The sequence below is a fragment of the Actinomadura sp. RB99 genome (assembly GCF_014706005.1).
Taxonomy (GTDB): Bacteria; Actinomycetota; Actinomycetes; order Streptosporangiales; family Streptosporangiaceae; genus Spirillospora.
In genome coordinates this window covers 17,257-34,441 of record NZ_JABMCA010000025.1, presented here as the reverse complement: position 1 = coordinate 34,441, position 17,185 = coordinate 17,257, and the positions used below count along the sequence as shown (strand labels likewise).

General features: G+C 76.5%; 12 protein-coding genes. 2 read left to right on the top strand and 10 right to left on the bottom strand.

Going from position 1 to position 17,185, the window contains the following annotated elements; genetic code table 11:
- Nucleotides 1–6 precede the first annotated feature (6 nt).
- From amrb99_RS22500 to amrb99_RS22460, 9 genes are all read right to left on the bottom strand, one after another.
- Entirely contained in the window at nucleotides 7–927 is a 921-nt protein-coding gene (locus amrb99_RS22500; protein ID WP_190859182.1) for a hypothetical protein, read from the bottom strand.
- Nucleotides 924–2,045 (bottom strand): hypothetical protein, encoded by a 1,122-nt coding sequence (locus tag amrb99_RS22495; RefSeq protein ID WP_190859180.1) that lies wholly within the window; start codon nucleotides 2,043–2,045, stop codon nucleotides 924–926. The genes amrb99_RS22500 and amrb99_RS22495 overlap by 4 nt, the downstream gene beginning before the upstream one ends.
- Entirely contained in the window at nucleotides 2,042–4,411 is a 2,370-nt protein-coding gene (locus amrb99_RS22490) for a hypothetical protein (protein WP_190859178.1), read from the bottom strand. Before amrb99_RS22490 ends, amrb99_RS22495 begins: the two co-directional genes overlap by 4 nt.
- 218 nt (nucleotides 4,412–4,629) lie before the next feature.
- Nucleotides 4,630–5,766 (bottom strand): hypothetical protein, encoded by a 1,137-nt coding sequence (locus tag amrb99_RS22485; protein WP_190859176.1) that lies wholly within the window; start codon nucleotides 5,764–5,766, stop codon nucleotides 4,630–4,632.
- A 100-nt stretch (nucleotides 5,767–5,866) separates the two neighbouring features.
- A complete protein-coding gene (locus amrb99_RS22480) occupies nucleotides 5,867–7,699 on the bottom strand; it encodes a hypothetical protein (protein ID WP_190859173.1) in 1,833 nt (610 codons plus the stop codon).
- Nucleotides 7,686–10,184 (bottom strand): AAA family ATPase, encoded by a 2,499-nt coding sequence (locus tag amrb99_RS22475; protein WP_190859171.1) that lies wholly within the window; start codon nucleotides 10,182–10,184, stop codon nucleotides 7,686–7,688. The genes amrb99_RS22480 and amrb99_RS22475 overlap by 14 nt, the downstream gene beginning before the upstream one ends.
- Nucleotides 10,174–11,571, bottom strand: a complete 1,398-nt coding sequence (locus amrb99_RS22470) for a hypothetical protein (RefSeq protein ID WP_190859169.1) — start codon at nucleotides 11,569–11,571, stop codon at nucleotides 10,174–10,176. Before amrb99_RS22470 ends, amrb99_RS22475 begins: the two co-directional genes overlap by 11 nt.
- Nucleotides 11,568–12,221 carry a 4Fe-4S single cluster domain-containing protein gene (locus amrb99_RS22465; RefSeq protein WP_206700061.1) on the bottom strand — a complete coding sequence of 218 codons (654 nt, stop codon included), beginning with the start codon at nucleotides 12,219–12,221 and terminating at the stop codon, nucleotides 11,568–11,570. The genes amrb99_RS22470 and amrb99_RS22465 overlap by 4 nt, the downstream gene beginning before the upstream one ends.
- A complete protein-coding gene (locus amrb99_RS22460) occupies nucleotides 12,218–14,446 on the bottom strand; it encodes a DUF4407 domain-containing protein (protein WP_190859165.1) in 2,229 nt (742 codons plus the stop codon). Before amrb99_RS22460 ends, amrb99_RS22465 begins: the two co-directional genes overlap by 4 nt.
- Nucleotides 14,447–14,840: 394 nt before the next feature.
- Here amrb99_RS22460 and amrb99_RS22455 point away from each other — a divergent pair, with 394 nt between their 5' ends.
- Entirely contained in the window at nucleotides 14,841–15,626 is a 786-nt protein-coding gene (locus amrb99_RS22455) for an SDR family NAD(P)-dependent oxidoreductase (protein WP_241755805.1), read from the top strand.
- Between the two features lie 68 nt (nucleotides 15,627–15,694).
- Here the strand turns inward: amrb99_RS22455 and amrb99_RS22450 are convergent, their stop codons facing one another.
- Complete coding sequence (locus amrb99_RS22450) at nucleotides 15,695–16,366, bottom strand: PepSY domain-containing protein (RefSeq protein WP_190859160.1); 672 nt, start codon at nucleotides 16,364–16,366, stop codon at nucleotides 15,695–15,697.
- Nucleotides 16,367–16,480: 114 nt separating this feature from the next.
- Between amrb99_RS22450 and amrb99_RS22445 the strand changes: the two genes are divergently transcribed.
- Nucleotides 16,481–17,158, top strand: coding sequence for a response regulator transcription factor (locus tag amrb99_RS22445; protein ID WP_190859153.1), 678 nt, complete (start codon nucleotides 16,481–16,483; stop codon nucleotides 17,156–17,158).
- The last annotated feature ends 27 nt before the right edge of the window (nucleotides 17,159–17,185 follow it).

Below are 17,185 nucleotides of genomic sequence, written 5' to 3'. Positions count from 1 at the left end.
TTCCGGTCAGGTGAGGGGCAGGACGCGGCGGGCCTCGGCGTGCGCGTGGTCGTGGATCTCGAGGGCGGCGGCGAGCGCCGCGTCCAGCTCCTCCAGGGTGCGTTCGACCAGGTCAAGCGCATCGCGGGCGCGTTGCAGGCCGGACGACTTGACGAGGGAGCCGCGGGCGAGGCCGTCCAGCAGGGCGCGGTCGGCGTCGCGGTAGCGGGAGAGCGCGGGCATCAGCCGTTCGGCGTCGGCCCGCAGGGCGGTGAAGCCGTCGGCGGCGGCGGCCAGCTCGGCGGTCCTGGACTCCACGGCGGCGCGCTCCTCGTCGAGGCGGCGCCGCGCGGCGGCGAGGTCGGCGTCCGCGGCGGCCGCCTGCTCGACGGCGTCCCGGACCCGCTCGTCCAGCCGGTCGAGCTGCGCGCGGGTGAGCCGGAGCAGGGCGGTGGCGGACGCGTCGAGCGCGTCCTCGGCGTCGCGCGCCGCGTTCAGCTCCGGCAGGCGGGCGTCGAACGCGGCGCGCTGGGCGCGGAGCGCGTCGAGGTCGGCGCGCAGGCCGTCGAGGCGGTGGAGTTCGGCGAGTTCGGCGCGGACGGCGGCGTGCTCGTCGGCGGTCGCCCGCATCGCCTCCACGGCGGGCCGCAGCTCGGCGAGGCGGCGGCGGTCGGCGGCGACGTCCGCGCGCATCCGGGCGAGCTCGGCGGTGGTCTCCTCGAAGTGCGCGACGAGGTCGCGCCCGAGGTCGCCGCCGCGGGCGAGGGCGGGCAGCGTCTCCAGCAGCTCGGGCAGGTCGTGCAGCGCCTCGTCCAGCCCGGACACGAACCGGAACGCGGCGAGGTCGTCGCCCGGCGGGACGGCGCGGGCCTCCGCCAGCGCGGCGGCCAGCGCGGCCTTCAGTGCGGCGAGCGCGTCGGCGGACGCGTCGGCGGGCGCGTCGGTCATCGGGCGGGCCTCTCCAGGGGGACGGGCACCGGGTCGGCGTCCGGCGCGACGGGGAACAGGGCGACGACGGGGCCGCGGGTCGCGGCGCGCAGCCCGAGCCGGTACGCGCCGGGCGCCAGCCCGGGGGCGCGGCACGGCGCGGGCCGGCCGTCGACCTCGACCGGCAGCGTCCCGGCGTCGTCGAGCAGCAGCGACGGGGCGCCGAGCGCCGGTTCGCGGCGGTGGCACAGCAGCAGGTCGCGGCCGTTGAGGGCGGCGAACCGGCCAGGCCGTCCGGGGACGGTGATCTCGGCCCCGGACGGCAGGCCGTCCCGGATCCGGTGGATCGGCAGCCGGACGTCGGGCAGCGGCGCCTCCCGGAACACCCCGTCGGCGAACAGTGCGGCGCCCTCCACGGCGGCGTGCGGGCCGAGCGGTGCGGCGCCCGCGAGCGCGGCGGCGACCGGCGGGAACGCGGCGAACCCGCCGGTCAGCACGGGCCGCGCGGACGCGGCGGACCAGCGGCCGGCGAGGGCGGTGAGCCGCGCGCCGACCGGCTCGAACGCCTCCAGCAGCGCGCCGGCGGTGATCTCCAGGTCGCCGGCGCGGACCGCGAGCGCGTTGCGGAACAGCGCCTTCTCCCGGGCGGTCACGAGGACGGCGGCGAGCCGTTCGGCGTTCCGCGCGGCGGACGCCGCGAACTCGCGGCCGCGTCCGGGCGCGACGGCCTCGGCGAACGCGTCGCCGCCCGCGGCCGCGTCGAAGGCGGCGTCCACGAGCCGGACGGACTCGCCGGACACTTCGCACAGCCCGAACCCGGTGCCGGACGCGCCAGCGTCGCAGACGAGGTAGCGGCCGGGGCCGGTGCGCGCGGCGGCGTGCGCGGCGACGGCGGCGAACCGGCCGATCAGCGTCGCGGGCCCCACCGGCAGGACGGTCGCGTGCAGCAGCTCCTGCCGGGCGAGGCCGGCGCCGTGGTCGCGCCAGTGGTCGGGGACCACGCAGGTGACCGGGCGGCCCGTCCCGGCGGCGCGGGTGAGCGTCCCGGCGATCGCCTCGGGCGGCGGCGTCGCGACCACGGTGAGGCCGGCGGCGGTCCGGATCCGGGTGGTGGCCGTCCCGACGTCGACGGCCGTCACGACCGGCCGCCGCCGCCCCGCCACAACCGGGCGGGCTTGGACGCCTTGAGCAGCGACTGCGCCCGGTCCGCGTGGTGCTTCAGCTGCTCGCGGGTGCTCTCGTCGATCAGCAGCTCGCCGTCCTGGTCGGCGGCGGCGGTGATCTCGATGATCCGGTGCCAGAAGCCGATCTCGGCCACCGCGACCGCCGCGGCCTGGGTGCGCAGCGACGGCCCGACGCCCGGGTACCGGGTGATGGCGCGGGCGAGGTCGAGGGCGCGGTTCGCGGCGTCCGGCTCCTCCATCTCGGTGAGGGCGAGCCGGACCTCGCCGATGACGTCCACGACGGTGCCGGCGGTGATGTTCGGCAGCCCGGTGAGGAGCGTCTCGGCGATCTGGGCGGCGGGCACGCCCCGCGCCATCTCCTGGGCGCACAGCGCGGCGATGTGCCCGGCCGGCGCGTTCTGCGGAAGGTTCGTCAGCACGGTCATGAAGGAGTCCTTCGCGAGTTCCGGGAAGAGCTGCTCGGCCTCGTGCCGGCAGACCTGGTAGTCCGCGGCGACGCCGAGCGACGGGACGCTCGCGCGGGCGGCGAGCATCGCCTTCGCGACGGGCAGCGCCTCGGCGGGCGGCGCGGCCATCAGCCGGCGGGCGAGCATCAGGACGGGGCCGGTGCCGCCGGCGGCGGCCCAGCCGCCCGCGCGCAGCCAGGCGGTCAGCGTCTCGCGGCGCCGGTCCGCGCGGCCCTGCGGCATGGGCCGCGTCCACACCGACTGGAATCCGTCCCAGTAGGCGGGGTGGTCGGCGGTGGCGGTGCCGGTCACGTGGTGCGGGGGCGCGGCGAGCCACAGCAGCAGCCCGTCCAGCATGCCGAGGGACGCGGCGTCGGACGTGGTGGCCCGCGCCAGCCGGCCCTTCAGGAGCAGCGCGTCGCCTGCCGGGATCCGGTCGAGCGACGCGAGCCAGTCCGCGAGGCCGTCCAGGACGAGGGGGAGGCGGCGCGCCTCGGCGGCGAGGGCGAGGACGTCGCCGACGCAGGCGGTGTCGTGCCCGGCGAGTCCGGCGAGCTGGTCGCCGCTGAGCGGGGTCAGCGGGGAGAACAGCAGGTTGCGGAACAGGCCGAGCAGCGACGCGGGCAGATGGTGGGTGAGGCTCTCGTACCAGGCTTGGAGCGGGGCCGGTTCGCCGCGCCCGACCGTGGTCATCAGCGCGCACACCACCCGCGGGGACCGGGCCAGCTCGCCGAGCGTCAGCGACCATCGCGGGCCCGTGGCGGTGACCGCCGCGGGGCCGATCGCCTCGCGGACGACCAGCGCGGCGGCCTCGGCTCCGACCTCGTCCAGGTCGCGCTTGGGCGCGGTGACCAGCGCGGCGAGCAGTTCGTCGGCGCGTCCGAGGTCGTGGGCGAGCTGGAAGTACGGCAGTGCCAGTGCTGCGCGCGCGCCGGCCGGGACGTCATCGCCGGTCCAGACCAGCCCGCGGACGGCCGCGCACAGCTCCCGGAACGGCGTCACGGTCGTGCCCGCGACCTCCGCCCAGCGCTCGCGCAGCAGCGGGACGTCCTCGGGGGCGCGTTCCCGGATCAGCGCGTACAGGACCTTCCGGGCGGCGGCGTCGCCGAGTTCGCGGTGCCGTCCGGTGGCGAGCAGGTCGCGGATGTCGGCGGGGTCATAGGTTCCGCGTTCCACGGCCTGCAGCACGGTCGCGGGCCAGTCGAGGCCGCCCAGGACCCGCACCACCGTGCTGGGGTCGGTGTCGACGAGCGGGTCGGTGGCCTGCGCCAGATGCGCGACGACCTCGGCATGCGAGCGTCCCCGGTCCCCGAACAGGTCGGCGAGCATTTCGGCGTAGGCGCGGCCCGGTGTGTCGCGTTCAGGGAGCCGGGGCGTTCGCCAGTCCAGTTCGGCGGTGCGGTCACGAACCTGCCGGGCGAACGCAAGCGAGACGTTGCGGTTGCCGCTCTGGTCCCAGGTCGCCGCGGAGAACCGGGTCCGCCACCCGTAGGGCAGCAGCGCCGCGACCGCGTCCAGGAACCCCAACCGCTCCACAGCGGTCAACTCCGGTGCACCGGTCACGGTGACGGGACCGTCGATCAGCAGCGACGCCGCCGCGGCGACCCGCTGCACCCCGAACCGCCCCAGCGCCTGCGCCAAGGTTGCCGGATCCAGCGGCGCCACCCGCAACTCCACCCCGTCCGGCGGGAACGGCGGCGTCACCCCCGACAACGCCTCATACAACCCCGCATACGACACCGGCACCGCACGCAGCGCCTCATACGGCACACACAAATACCGCGTCTCGGCGATCGGGCGGCCCGCACCGTCGGCCTCGCCCGTCCAGTCCTCCAACGCCACACCGATCCGGGTGCCGTCATCACCGCCGCGCACCTCACTGATCGTGATCCACGGCAACGCAGCAGGCCCCGACCGCCCCGGCGACGGCGTCCCCAACGCGAAATGCCGCAGAATATGCGCATAGTCAGCCGCCGAAAAGTCCGGACCACCACACCCGGTCACCCGATACTCGTCATAACTACCCGGCGGCTTACCCCGGACCGCCCACCCGGCCCGCAACACCACCGCCCCCCGCGCGGAAGCCTGGTCCATCACGGCTCGCCCACGTTCCCGGCCAGCCACATGACCGGCTCCAGCACGTTGATCGGCGCCACGTCGCCGCGGATCCGGAACCGGTCCTCGCCGGCGAGCCCGTCGCCGCCGTCGGACTGCTCGGCGATGTTCAGGTAGTCCTCCGGCTGGAAGCGGTTCTCCACCGGGTCGCGGTAGAAGCCGATCGCGGACGTCACGAAGTAGCGGGTGCGGGACTCGCCGAAGTGCGAGCGGATGCCGCGGAGCAGCGAGTTCACCGGGTCGTGCGCGTGCGTCCCCCGGTACAGGTCCTGGAAGAACTCCAGCGCGCGCGTCTCGTCGACCCGCGGCATCCCGAAGATGCTCGCGGGCGGCGTCACGTAGCCGAGCCGCACGGCCCGCTCGTACACCTCCGGATGGTCGAACTTGGTGATGCAGACGGCCAGGTGGTGCGGGAGCTTGTGGTCGACGCCGCTGGTCCCGGCCAGCTCCGAGATCTGCAGGACGGTCCGCTGGAAGAACGCGTAGGCGTCGTTCATCTCGCGCTCGCGGGTCGGGTCGAACAGGAACAGCAGCCCGTCGCAGCCGGCCAGGTGCCGGACGAGCCGCTCCTCCGCGTCGCCTCCGCCGGCGTCGCCGGACCCGCCGTCGCCGTCGCCGGCGGAGCTGCTGAACCGCAGCCCGGACGACGGCTCGCGGGCGGCGCGGTCCTCCGGGCGGCTGCTGAACATGCCGCCGGGGGCGTCCATCATGTCCAGCGTCACCGTGTACGGGACGGGCCGGCGCCGCTTGAAGCGGAGCCGCCCGGTCTCCGGGCGCACCTTCTTGATCTGCGTGCCGTGCAGCTGCCAGGCGAGGTTCGGCGGCAGCTCCCGGGTCGCCGGGACGAACCGGCGCTCGATCTTCAGCTGCCGGGTGGTGTCGGCGAGGAACTCGGTGGACGCGCGGTTGCAGCCGACGAGCCGGACGTCGTGCCCGCCCTCCTCGGCGGCGATCCGCAGCGCCGCGAGGAACGTGGTCTTCCCGCAGGTCGGCGCGCCCCACAGCCCGATGCGGCGGGGCTGCGGCGGCGCGGGCGGCGGCGGCCCGGCGGCCGGCCCGCCGCCGGCGGGCTCGTCGGGCCGGGCTTCCTGCTCGGGCGGGGTCGGTTCGGTCATGCCGGGCCTTTCACGGGGTCGGGCCTTTCACGGGTCGTGCCTTTCGAGGCGGGGCTCAGAGGCCGGGATCTCCTGGAACGCGGGCTCACGGGACGCGGGCTCACGGGACGAGGGGGAACGGCAGCGGCGGCGACTCGCCGTCCGGCAGGACGCCGAGGACCTTGGCGAGCCCGGCGGCGTCGGCGGAGTCGAGGTCGGTGCGGTGGGCGGCGCCGAGCACCGCCCACTCCGGGGGGTCGCGCCGGCGCGCGTCCTGCGCCGCGACGGCCTGCCCGGGGACCTCCTTCGGGGCGGGCGCGTCGGTCACCGCGATGAGCCGCACCCCGGCCGCCTCCAGGTGCGCGACGGACTGCCGCCAGTTCAGCCGGCGCGGGCACGGTTCGACGGGCCGAAGCACGTCACCGTGGCCGCTGCCGGGATGCGGGGGGCGGCCCGCGACGGTGAGCAGGATCCGGGCGCGGCCGTCGCGCGGGCCGTTCAACAGCGCGGCGGCCCGGTCGAGGGAGTCCTCCAGCGGCGCCGCGCGCGCGCCGAACGGACCGGACGGCGGGAACGGCAGGTCCGCGAGCGTGCGGGCGGCGTCGTCGGGCCGCTGCAGCGGCCCGCCGGACACCACGTCCCGGTTCTTGTGCTTCGGGTCGATCGGATGGTCCAGGTGGCCGACGACGGCGACGCGGGCGGTGCCGCCCAGCTCGTCGCCGAGCAGTTCGAGCAGGTCCGCGACGAGGTCGCGGCGGCGGCGGGCGGTCTCCGGACGGCCGCCGAGCTCCACCACGCAGACCAGCTCGGTCGCGAACGCGGCGGCGGGCAGCCGGCGCGGGACGCGGCGCAGCAGCTCGGGCCAGGTGGCGGCGGTGTCGTCCACGCCGTCCGGTTCCAGGAACCGGAGCCGGCCCGGCCCGTCGAGCGCCACCCGGACCAGCCCGGCCGCGCCCCGCGGCATCCGCGCCGACACGATCCGGACCGGCTCCGGCGGGTCGTCCCACGTGACGACGGCGAGCGCCGTCTCTTGGTCGGAGCCGCCCGGCGCGCGGCGCACCCGCACCTCCGCCTCGTCGCCCGCGCGCGCTCCGGCCGGGAACAGCGGCAGCCGCACGACCTCGGCGGCGCCGTCGCCGGGCCGGGACCGCAGCGCCGCCAGCCCGTACGGGCTGGCGATCGGCCGGTCCGCGACGACCCGCTCCAGCAGCGCCGCCGCATCCGGCTCGCCCGCCGCGATGCGGACGTCCGGCAGCAGGTCGGTGAACGCCCGCACGACCGCGTCCGGGAACGGCATGCCGGGCAGCCCGGACAGCACCGCCGTGTCGACGGACGTGCAGTACCGCCGCACGAGGTCGCCGACCGCGCCGCCGATCGTCGCGTCCGCCCACGCCGGGTCGATGCCGGACGGCCCGCCCGCGAGCTGGAACCGGCGGTGCGCCGCGTCCGACGGCAGCCCCGGCAGCAGCGCCGGCCACGGCACCGCCGCCAGCTCCCGGAACCCGAGCGGGCCCGCCGCCGGGACGCCGCCCGTCACGAACAGCCGCACCCCGGCGTCCTCCACGGCGACGACGACGAGCGGGCGCTGCGGGCCGAGCGCGTCCAGCACCGCCGCCAGCGGCGGCCGCGCCGCCTCCCGCAGCGCGGCGACCTCCCGCCGCGCCTCCTGCCACTGCGCCTCCGTCGGCCTGCCCCGCAGGTGGGCGGCGTAAGGGAGCCAGTCGTCGCCGGCGCGCGCCGCGGCCCGCAGGTCGAACTCCAGCCGCGCCGCCGACAGCGCCGCCTCCGCCGCCGCCCGGTCGGCGCGCCCGGGACGCCACGGCCCGGCGAGCGTCCACCCGCACACCGCGCACGGCACGTCCCGCCGCGCCGCCGCCGCGTCCACCGCGGCCCAGCCGCCCATGGTGTCGATCGGCACCGTGCAGAGCGGGCAGCGGCCGTCAGCCGAGTTCATCGGGCACATCCTCCGGCAGCAGCAGGTTCAGCATCCGCGCGTCGGCGTCCGGGCGGTCCACCACCCGCTCGGCGAGCCGCGCCTCCATCCGCTCCAGCAGCCGGCGGACGGTCCGGCCGTTGCCGAACCCGGGCCGCCGCGCCGCGTCCGCGAGCCACGCCCGCGCCGCCGGGAGCGTCGCCGGGTCCAGCTCGTAGGCCTGCCGCTCCGCCATCGACCGCAGGATCTCCAGCAGGTCGTCCACCGCGTAGGCGGGGAACTCGATCGTCTCGCCGAACCGGGAGCCGAGGCCGTCGTTGGCCGCCAGGAACCGGCGCATCGGCTCGGGGTAGCCCGCCGCGATCACCGCGAGGCGGCCGCGGTGCCGCTCCATCTCCTCGACGAGCGTGTCGATCGCCTCCTGCCCGAAGTCGTTGTCGCCCCCGGCGGTGAGCGCGTACGCCTCGTCGATGAACAGCACCCCGCCGAGCGCGCGCTCCACGGCCCGCCGGGTCAGCGGCGCGGTCTGCCCGACATAGGACGCGACCAGCCGCGACCGCCCCGTCTCGACGACGTGCCCGCGCTCCAGCAGCCCCATCTCCTTGAAGATCCGGCCGAAGTGCCGCGCCACCGTCGTCTTCCCGGTGCCGGGCGGGCCGATGAACAGCAGGTTCGGCGCGACGACCTCGCCTCGGCCGCGCAGCCGCCGCAGCCGCAGCCGCTTCACCAGCACGTCCGCGCTCCGCTTCACCGGCGCGAGCCCGACCATCGCGTTCAGCTCGCCGAGCAGCTCCGCGGTGTCGCGCGGCGCGGGCCGCGCGTCGAGCCGCAGCCGCTCCGGCAGGTCGCGCGGCTCCAGCGGCAGGTCCCGGTCGTCCTTCACGCGCCGCGCCCACCGCGCCGCCGTCTCCTGCGTGACGTCCCGGACGGCGCGGGCGTTGCCGAACCCCCGGTCGCGGGTGCGGTGCAGCTCCGCGACGGCCTCGCCGAGCGCCGTCTCGAACCCCTCGCCCCACGCCATCCCCATCGGCCGGAGCCGCCGCGCCGCGATCTCCGCCAGCTCCGCCGGCCCGTAGTCGGGGAACGCGATGACGTTCTCGTGCGGGAACCGGCTGCGCAGCCCCGGGTTGCTGTCGAGGAACTCCTGCATCTCGTCGGGGTAGCCCGCGACGATCACCACCAGCTCGGCGCGGTCGTCCTCCATCCGGGCGAGCAGCTCGGTGATCGCCTCCCGGCCGAACCCGTCCGCCTGGTCGCTCAGCTCGTACGCCTCGTCGACGAACAGCACCCCGCCGAGCGCCCCGTCGATCACCTCGCGGGTCCGCGTCGCCGTCTGCCCGACGAACCCCGCCACCAGGTCGCTCGCCCGCACCGACCGGACCCGGCCGTGCCGCAGGATGCCGAGCTCCCGGTACAGGTCGCCGACGATCCGCGCGACCGTCGTCTTGCCCGTGCCCGGGTTGCCGGTGAAGACGAGGTGGTGCGACACCGGTTCCGCGCCCGCCGGCGGCCGGTACCGCAGGCCCTCCAGGTGCCGCTTCACCGGCTCCAGCCCGACCAGCTCGTCCAGCCGCCGCATCACGTCGCCGTCCGCGACCGGCGCGGCGATCCAGCCGTACCGGTGCAGCGGCTCCTGCCCGAGCGGCGTGCCCTCGGCCGCCATCCGCCGGCCGAGCCGCCGCTCCCACGTCTCCAGCGGGACGTCCTGCGCCGCCATCGCCCGGACCGTTCCCTCCAGCCGCGTCCAGTCCGCGATCCGCAGGTTCCGCGCGATCCGCAGCCGGTGCACCAGCCGGGTCAGCTCCGCCTCGCCGGGCGGGCGCAGCAGCCCGGGGCGCGCCGGGCGCCGCTCCTCCGCCTGCACCACCCGCACCAGTCCCGGCAGGTCGCGGCTGCCCTCCGCGAACGCGCGGACCTCCGCGAGCGACGCCCCGCCGAACACCAGCACGCAGATGTTCCGGCTGCCCGGCCGGAACTCCAGCCACCGCTCCAGCGCCGCCGCGAACGGCGCCCGCGCCTCCTGCCAGCGCTCCAGCACCTCCAGTTGCTCGACGACGACGGCCGTCGGTGTCGACTCGTCGAGCATCAGGCTGCGCAGCATCCGCACCGCGAACGCCCCGGACATCGCGCGGCTCTCCGCCCGCGCCGGCGCGGCGGGCGCGGGCCGCAGCCGCCGGCGGCCGAGCGGGCCGCTGAACCCCGGGCGCATCACCGACGCGTCGCCCTCCGGCCGCTGCGCCGCCTCCGGGTCGGCGGGCAGGCGCCGCGACGCCGCGTCCCGGACGGTCAGCGTCGCGTCCAGCGAGAAGAACACGACGCGCTCGTAACCGGCGTCGTGCAGCGCCTCCCACACCGCGCTGCCGAGATCGTGCTGCCGGTACAGGCCGTCCACGAACGCGTCCTTGACGCCCGGCCCGTACAGCGGCAGCACGGACTCGCCCTCGCGCGCCGCGTCCCGCAGCGCGAGCAGCCGCTCGGGCACCGCACCGGCCGGTTCAGCGCTCATCGGCCCCTCGGCCGCGCACCTCGTCCTGCCCCGCCACCGGACGGGAATGACCCGCTGGGCGGGATTGGGCCGCCGGGCGGGATTGGGCCGCCGGGCGGGCCAGCCGGTCGAAGTCGCGCAGCGCCGGATCGGGCTCGCCGCCCTCCTCCGCCGGGTCGCCGGCGTCCAGGCCCTCCGCGCGCAGCGCCCGGCTCACCGCCGCCGACCGCTCCCGCCGCGCCGCGTCGTCCGGGTCGTCCTCGTACGACAGGATCCGCAGCGTGAACCCGGACCCGTCGCCGTCCGGCGCCACCTCCACCACGACCTCGCCGCCGTCCGCGCGGTGCCGCAGCCGGCTGAAGAACGCGCGCCGCTCGTCCCCGGCCGCGTAGGTGTTGCCCGACCAGGCGAACCCCTGCCCCTCCAGCACCGCCACCACCTGCTCGGCGACGTTCACCCGCAGCTGCGACGCGACGATCCGCTCCGCGGCCCGCTCGACCAGCGCGTCCAGCCGGCCCTCGTGCTCCGGCGCCGTCTCGGTGATCAGCGCGCGCAGCTCGGCGGCGTCCAGCGGGCAGTCCGGGTCGGCGACCAGGTCCACCTGCCGGGCGACCGCGTCGCGCAGCGCGGCGAGCCCGCCGTCCGTCCAGTGGTCGACGTCCAGCACGGTGCCCGGGTCGGCCTCCGCGATCGGGCGCTCCGCGTTGTCCTCGATCGTCGCCGCGACCGTGCGCAGCGCGGCGAGCGCCTCCGCGCGGAGCGCCTCCCACTCCAGCGCGAGCCGCTCCACGTCCGCGCGCAGCTCGCTCAGGTCGAGGTAGAGGTCCTGGACCTGGCTCAGCGAGTACCCGGCCGCGTGCGCCTCCAGGTTCCCTCGCGCCACGTCCAGCCGGGACGCCAGCCGCTCCAGCCGGCCCGGCGCGAACCGGTCGTGCGGCAGCGTGTCGCGGATCGCGTCGTGCATCGTCCGCGCGTCGTCGAACAGCCGCCGCGCCGCTGCCGCCGCCGCGTCGCTCTCGCCGCGTAGCGCGCCGACCCGCGCGTCCACCGCGGCGAGCCCGGCGCGGCGCTCCGCCCGCTCCCGGGCGATCTCGGCGGCGAGCCGCTCGCCCTGTTCGGCCAGCTCGCGGCGGCCTTCGGCGAGCCGCTCGCCGTGCTCGCGCAGCCGCCGGCCGGTCTCGTCCTCCAGCTTCCTGGCCTGCTCGCTCAGCCCGGCGAGCGCGCGGTCCGTGCCGTCCTGCCGGGCCGCCGCCTCCCGCCGGGCGCGCTCGACGTCCTCGCGCGCGGCCCGCTCCACCTGCCGGACCAGGCGCGGCATGTCCCGCCGCACCTTCGCCAGGTCGCGGGCGGACGCCTGCGCGTCCCGCCACGCCGCCGCGTCCACCGAGATCACCTTCGCGCCGCTCATCGGGACTCCTCGCCGCTCGTGCCCTCGCGTACCGTGCCGGTGAAGATCTCGCCTCCGCCCGGGGAGGCGCCGCGCGCGCGGGCGAACCCCTCGGACAGCGCGCGGGGCGGCACGCCGACGAGCAGCGCCTCTCCGCCGCGGACCCGCACCTCCGCGCGGCGCGGGCCGCCCGCCAGCTCCGCCGCCGCACCGGCGAGCCGGTCCGTCAGGTGGTGGACGCGCTGGTTGGCGCTGCCGCGCAGGCCACGGTCGTCGTTGCGGGACCGCACGTACCGGCCGTCGATCAGTACGTCCACCTCGGCGAGCAGCGCCTCCGCGCCGTCCCGGCCCGCGAGCTCGGCCCGCCGGAACCCGGTGAAGCAGATGACCGACAGGTCGCGGCGCGCGCGGGCCGCCCGCACCAGGTCCGCCAGCGCGGCCGCCTGCGCCATCGGCTCGCCGCCGGACAGCGTCAGGCCGGTGACGTCCGGGTCGGCCAGCAGCTCGTCCGCGAGCGCGTCCGGCGTGACCCGGCGCGCCTCGCGGAACGGGATCCAGTCCGGCGCGAGGCAGCCCTGGCAGCGGAACGGGCAGCCCTGCACCCAGACCACCGAGCGCAGCCCCGGCCCGAGCGCCCGCGTCCCGACGCACGTCTCCGCCACGTTGATCACCGGCGCCGGTCCTGCCACCAGTTCGTCAGCGGCCCGAAGAGCCGGTCCCTGCGCGACTGGCGCGTGCCGTCCACATGGCCCTCGTAACCGGACGGCCCGAACCGCGACGGCCGCGGCGGCACCCCGGCCCCGCCGCCGTAGGGGGCCGCGTTGCCGTTGGCGTTCCCGCCGAAGGGCATCGGGTCGCCGCCCGCGCCCGGGGCGCCCCCGGGCCGGTCGGCGCCGAACGGCATCGCCGCACCGTACGGCGCGGAGCCGCCGCTCCCGGCGCCCGGCGCGCCGCCGCCCGGCGGGTCGCCCGGCCGGCCGTTCATCAGCCGGACGTTCGACGGCCCGCCGAATCCGCCGCCCCCCGACGGCGCCGGGCGGCCCGCCGGGTACCCGCCGTTCCCGGGCGGCACCGGCGGATCGAACGCGATCCCGCCCGGGTTCGCGGGCGCCACCGGCGCGCCGAACGCGGAACCGCCGAAAGCGGGGCCGCCGGGCGTCCCGGACGCCATCGGCGCGCCGTAGCCCGGCTCCGTCCGCACGTACCGGTCGAGGTCGGCGGGGATCCGCGCCATCTCGCGGCGCTTCCACTCCTCCAGCGCCGCCTCGCCGACCTCGCCCTCCGCCATCGCGGTCCGCTGCGCGAGGCTCTCCAGCATCGCGCGGCGCGCGTCGTACACCAGGCCCGCGTACTTGACGTCGTCGGCGGCGCGGACCCGCGCCACGTCCGCGTCGCGCCGGGCGAGGTGCGCGCCGGTCTCCCGGTTCTCCCGCTCGTGCGCCGCGACGAGGTCGTCGTACACGGTCGGCGGCCCGAGGATCTGCATCATCTTCACCAGCACCGGCAGCAGCTCGATCGCGATGAACATCAGCGTGACGAACAGGTGCGCGGTGCCGATCGTGCCGTTCTTCTGCGACAGCCGGTTGAGGGCCTCCAGCCGCAGCGCCATCCCGTCGGACTTGCGGGTGTCGGCCGCGTGCTGCTGCTGCAGCGCGGACTGCTGCTTCTTCAGCCGCGTCAGCTCCGCGTTCACGCCCTCGGCGCCGCCCTGCCCGTTCAGCTCGTTCTGCGCGTCCTGGACGCCCTTGGTCTTCAGCTGCGCCATGTAGTTCTTGAGCTGGGTGTCGGCGGTGTCGAAGTCGCGCTTGGTGTCGTTGTAGTCCTGGATGCGCTTGCGGGCCTCGGGGCCGAGGCCGGCGCGGCCCGTCCCGCACTTGCCGAGCTGCTCGCAGGTCAGCTTCTCGCGCCGCTGCTCGAGCTGCTTCTGCAGCTCGTCGCGCTTGTCCTGGAGCTGCTTGAGGGTGGGGTCGGCGTCCGGCGTGGCGGGCAGGCCGCCCGCGGTGACCTGCGCCTCCAGCTGCTGCTTGCGCTTCTCCAGCCAGTCGATGCGCTTGCCGACCTGGTCGTCGGCGGTCTGCGCCTGGTACTTCGACTCCGCCTCGGCGTGCAGGACGTTGACCTCCTGCGAGATCTCCGGCGCGAAGATCTGCAGGACGATCGGCATCGACAGCACGAAGCCGAACAGCAGCGCGAGCGCCAGCCGGGGCAGCGCGAGGAACACCACGCCCCACTTGCTGGTGGTCCGCGTCATGGAGGCGACCAGCCAGCGGTCCAGCGACAGGATGCCGAGGAACCAGCCCGCCGTCAGCAGGACGATCACCGGCCACGGCGCCTTCAGCGCGATGTGCAGCGCCGCGGCCATCGACACCCCGGCCAGCGCCGCCGTGAAGATCACGACGCTGCCGAGGCCCTGGAAGCGCGACTTGTCGGTGGGGCTCTGCCGGAGGATCGCCCGGTTGACGCCGGACGCCCACAGCAGCGGGGAGAACCGCTCCCCGCCGCCGCGGGGGGTGGGCGGCGGGAGCGGCGTGCTCGCTTCGGTCATGTGCTCGGCCCTCACTGGACGTTCGGTCGGGGGGACGGGCCCGGTCGGGGAGAGGGGCCCGCTCGAAGGAACAGGGGGGATCCGGTCGGCGGTGGGAGGGGGGTTCGGCCGCAGCAGCGCGCGCAGCCGGCCGGGCGCGCGCCGCCGGAGCACGTCCGCGCGCAGCGGTTCGGCGCGCTCGTCGACGTCCTCGACGGGGCCGTCCGGTGCCTGGACGTCGGCGCGGGCGCGCGGCGGCACGACACGGGGGCGCGGCACGGCCGCCCCCGGCGGCGGGAGCCCTCCCGGCGGGCCGTGCGCGTCCCCGGACGGGGGGCGCGGGTGCCCGCCCGGCTCGTCCTCCCACGCCATTCGCACCTCCGCCGTGGCGTTCGGGTCACCGGTCCGCCGGACATCCCGGACGGCAGCGCGGGCCGCGATGCCACCGGCTTTCAGTTGTGACGCATCCCTTACCGAGAGGGTTCGTCAAATACTGGCAGTTGTTCCGCGAACCTTGTGAGTCCCTTGACACAGATGGGAAAAGTGGCCGCAGTCGGCCGCGGATGACCGGTTTCAGGCTTCCGGACGGGGCGTGCCGGGGAGTGCCGGCGGGCCGTTGCGGGCGGGGGGCGGGCGGGCGTCGAATGGAGGCATGACCAGGTTCCTGCGGATCGAGGACGACGTCGCCCGGACGCGCGCTCGCTTGACAATGAGTGAGCACTCACTCAAGCTGGGAATGAGCGCACACTCAGTCAGGGAGGCCCCGATGTACCCCGAGCTCAACGGCAAGGTCGTCGTCATCACCGGCGGGTCGCGCGGCATCGGCGCGCAGACCGCCCGCGCGTTCGCCGCGGAGGGCGCCCGGGTCGCGGTGCTCGGCCGCGACCCGGGCGCCCTCGACGGGGTCGCCAAGGAGACCGGCGGCATCGGCGTCGTCGCCGACGTGACGGACCTCGCCGCCGTCGAGGACGCGCGCCGCCGCGTCGAGGCGGACCTCGGGCCCGCCGACGTGCTCTGCGCCTTCGCCGGCGGCGGCATCGCCCGCCCCGGCCCGACCGCCGCCATGACGGAGGAGGAATGGCACTCGGTCGTCGACGGCAACCTCACCGCGACGTTCCTCACCCTGAAGAGCTTCCTGCCCGGCATGCAGGAGCGCGGCGCCGGCTCGATCGTCACGATGTCGTCCTCGGCCGGGCGGATGCCGTCGAACCTGCCGAGTGCCGGCGGCCGCGAGATGGGCAACCCGTGGGGCGCGCCGGTCGCCTACGAGGCGGCGAAGGCCGGCGTCCAGGCGCTGACCAGGCACGTCGCCGCCGAGGTCGGCGAGCAGGGCGTCCGCGTCAACTGCGTCGCGCCCGCCGCCATCCGGACCGAGCGCACCGAGCGGCACATGCCGCCGGAGGTGCAGGACCTCGTCGCCGCCGCCCACCCGCTCGGCCGCATGGGCGAGACCGGCGACGTCGCGTCCGCCGCCCTGTTCCTCGCCTCGGCGCAGTCGTCCTGGCTCACCGGCCTGACCCTGGACATCGCCGGCGGCAAGATCATGCTCTGAGACGCCGAGGGCGCCGCGCGGTGCGCGGCGCCCCTTTGCGGGCCTGCGGATGGGCAGTGCGGGCGGGATCAGTCGTCGTCGCCCTGGCCGCCGTGATCGTCGTGCTTGCCGTCCTCGTGCTTCCCGTCGGCGTGCTTGCCGTCGTCCTTCTTTCCGTCGTCCTCCTTCTTGCCGTGGTCGTCGTGCTCGGCCTTGTTCTGGGTGACGGTGCCGCCGGCCCCGTCGACGAGCAGCTCGTGCCGGGCGCCGTCCTGCCCGGTGATCTCGACCTCCCAGGCGGGCTTCGCGCCCTCGTTCTCCAGCTCCACGGAGGTGACGGCGCCGGGGACGGTCTTCAGCGCGGCCGCGGCGGCCTGCTGAGCGGTGACCTTGGTGTTCTTCAGGCCCTGCGCCTCGGCGGCGTCGGAACCGGAGCCGCGGTCGGCCCGGTCGGCGGTCACCTTCGCGTTCGCGGTGCCGACCTTGACCTCGTGCCACGTGCCGTCGGCGGCCAGGACCTCGATCTCCCAGGCGCCGTCGTCGAGGTCGGCCTCGCCGACGGCGCCGGGCGCCGCCTTGAGCGCCGCCGCCATCGCCTGGTCGGCGGTGACGGCGGGGGCCTTCGCCGGACGGTCGCCGTCACCGTCGCCGTGGCCGGCGGCCAGGGCGGTGCCGGCCGTCCCGGCGGCCACGGCCGCGGCGGCGACGCCGGTGACCAGCAGGCGCCGGCCGGTCAGGAACTTGCGCAGGTCGGGCTTCATCGTTCTCCCCGTCGGTTGGGACGTGCGGACGTCCACCACCCTGCGGGAGCGGGCCTGAAGGGACGCTGAAGCTTCCTGAAGATCACTTCAGCCGCGTTCTGGCAGGCTGGGGGCATGAAGCTGCTGGTGGTCGAGGACGAGCGGCGGCTCGCCCGGTCCCTGGCCGGCGGGCTGGCGGCCGAGGGGTTCACCGTGGACGTCGCGCACGACGGCGTCACCGGGCTGCACCGGGCGGCCGAGGGCGACTACGACCTGGTCGTCCTGGACATCATGCTGCCCGGCCTGAACGGCTACCGGGTCTGCGCCGAGCTGCGCGCCGGCGGGTCCGAGGTGCCGATCCTGATGCTGACCGCCAAGGACGGCGAGTACGACGAGGCGGAGGGCCTGGACACCGGCGCCGACGACTACCTGACCAAGCCGTTCTCCTACGTGGTGCTGCTGGCCCGGATCCGCGCGCTGCTGCGCCGCCGGACGCGCGGCGGCGCCCCCGAGATCGTGCTCGGCGACCTGCGGGTGGACCCCGCGTCCCGGACGGTCCGGCGCGGCGAGGCGGAGGTCGAGCTGACCGCGAAGGAGTTCGCCGTGCTGGAGCACCTGGCCGTCAATGCGGGCCGGGTGGTGCCGAAGACGGAGATCATCGAGAACGTGTGGGACTTCGCCTGCGACGGCGACCCCAACATCGTCGAGGTCTACGTCAGCGCGCTGCGCCGCAAGCTGGACGCGCCGTTCGGCCGGCGGTCGATCACGACGGTGCGGGGCGCGGGCTACCGGCTGAGCACCGACGGCGGCTGACGTGCCGCGCGGGAGGAGGCGGCCGTT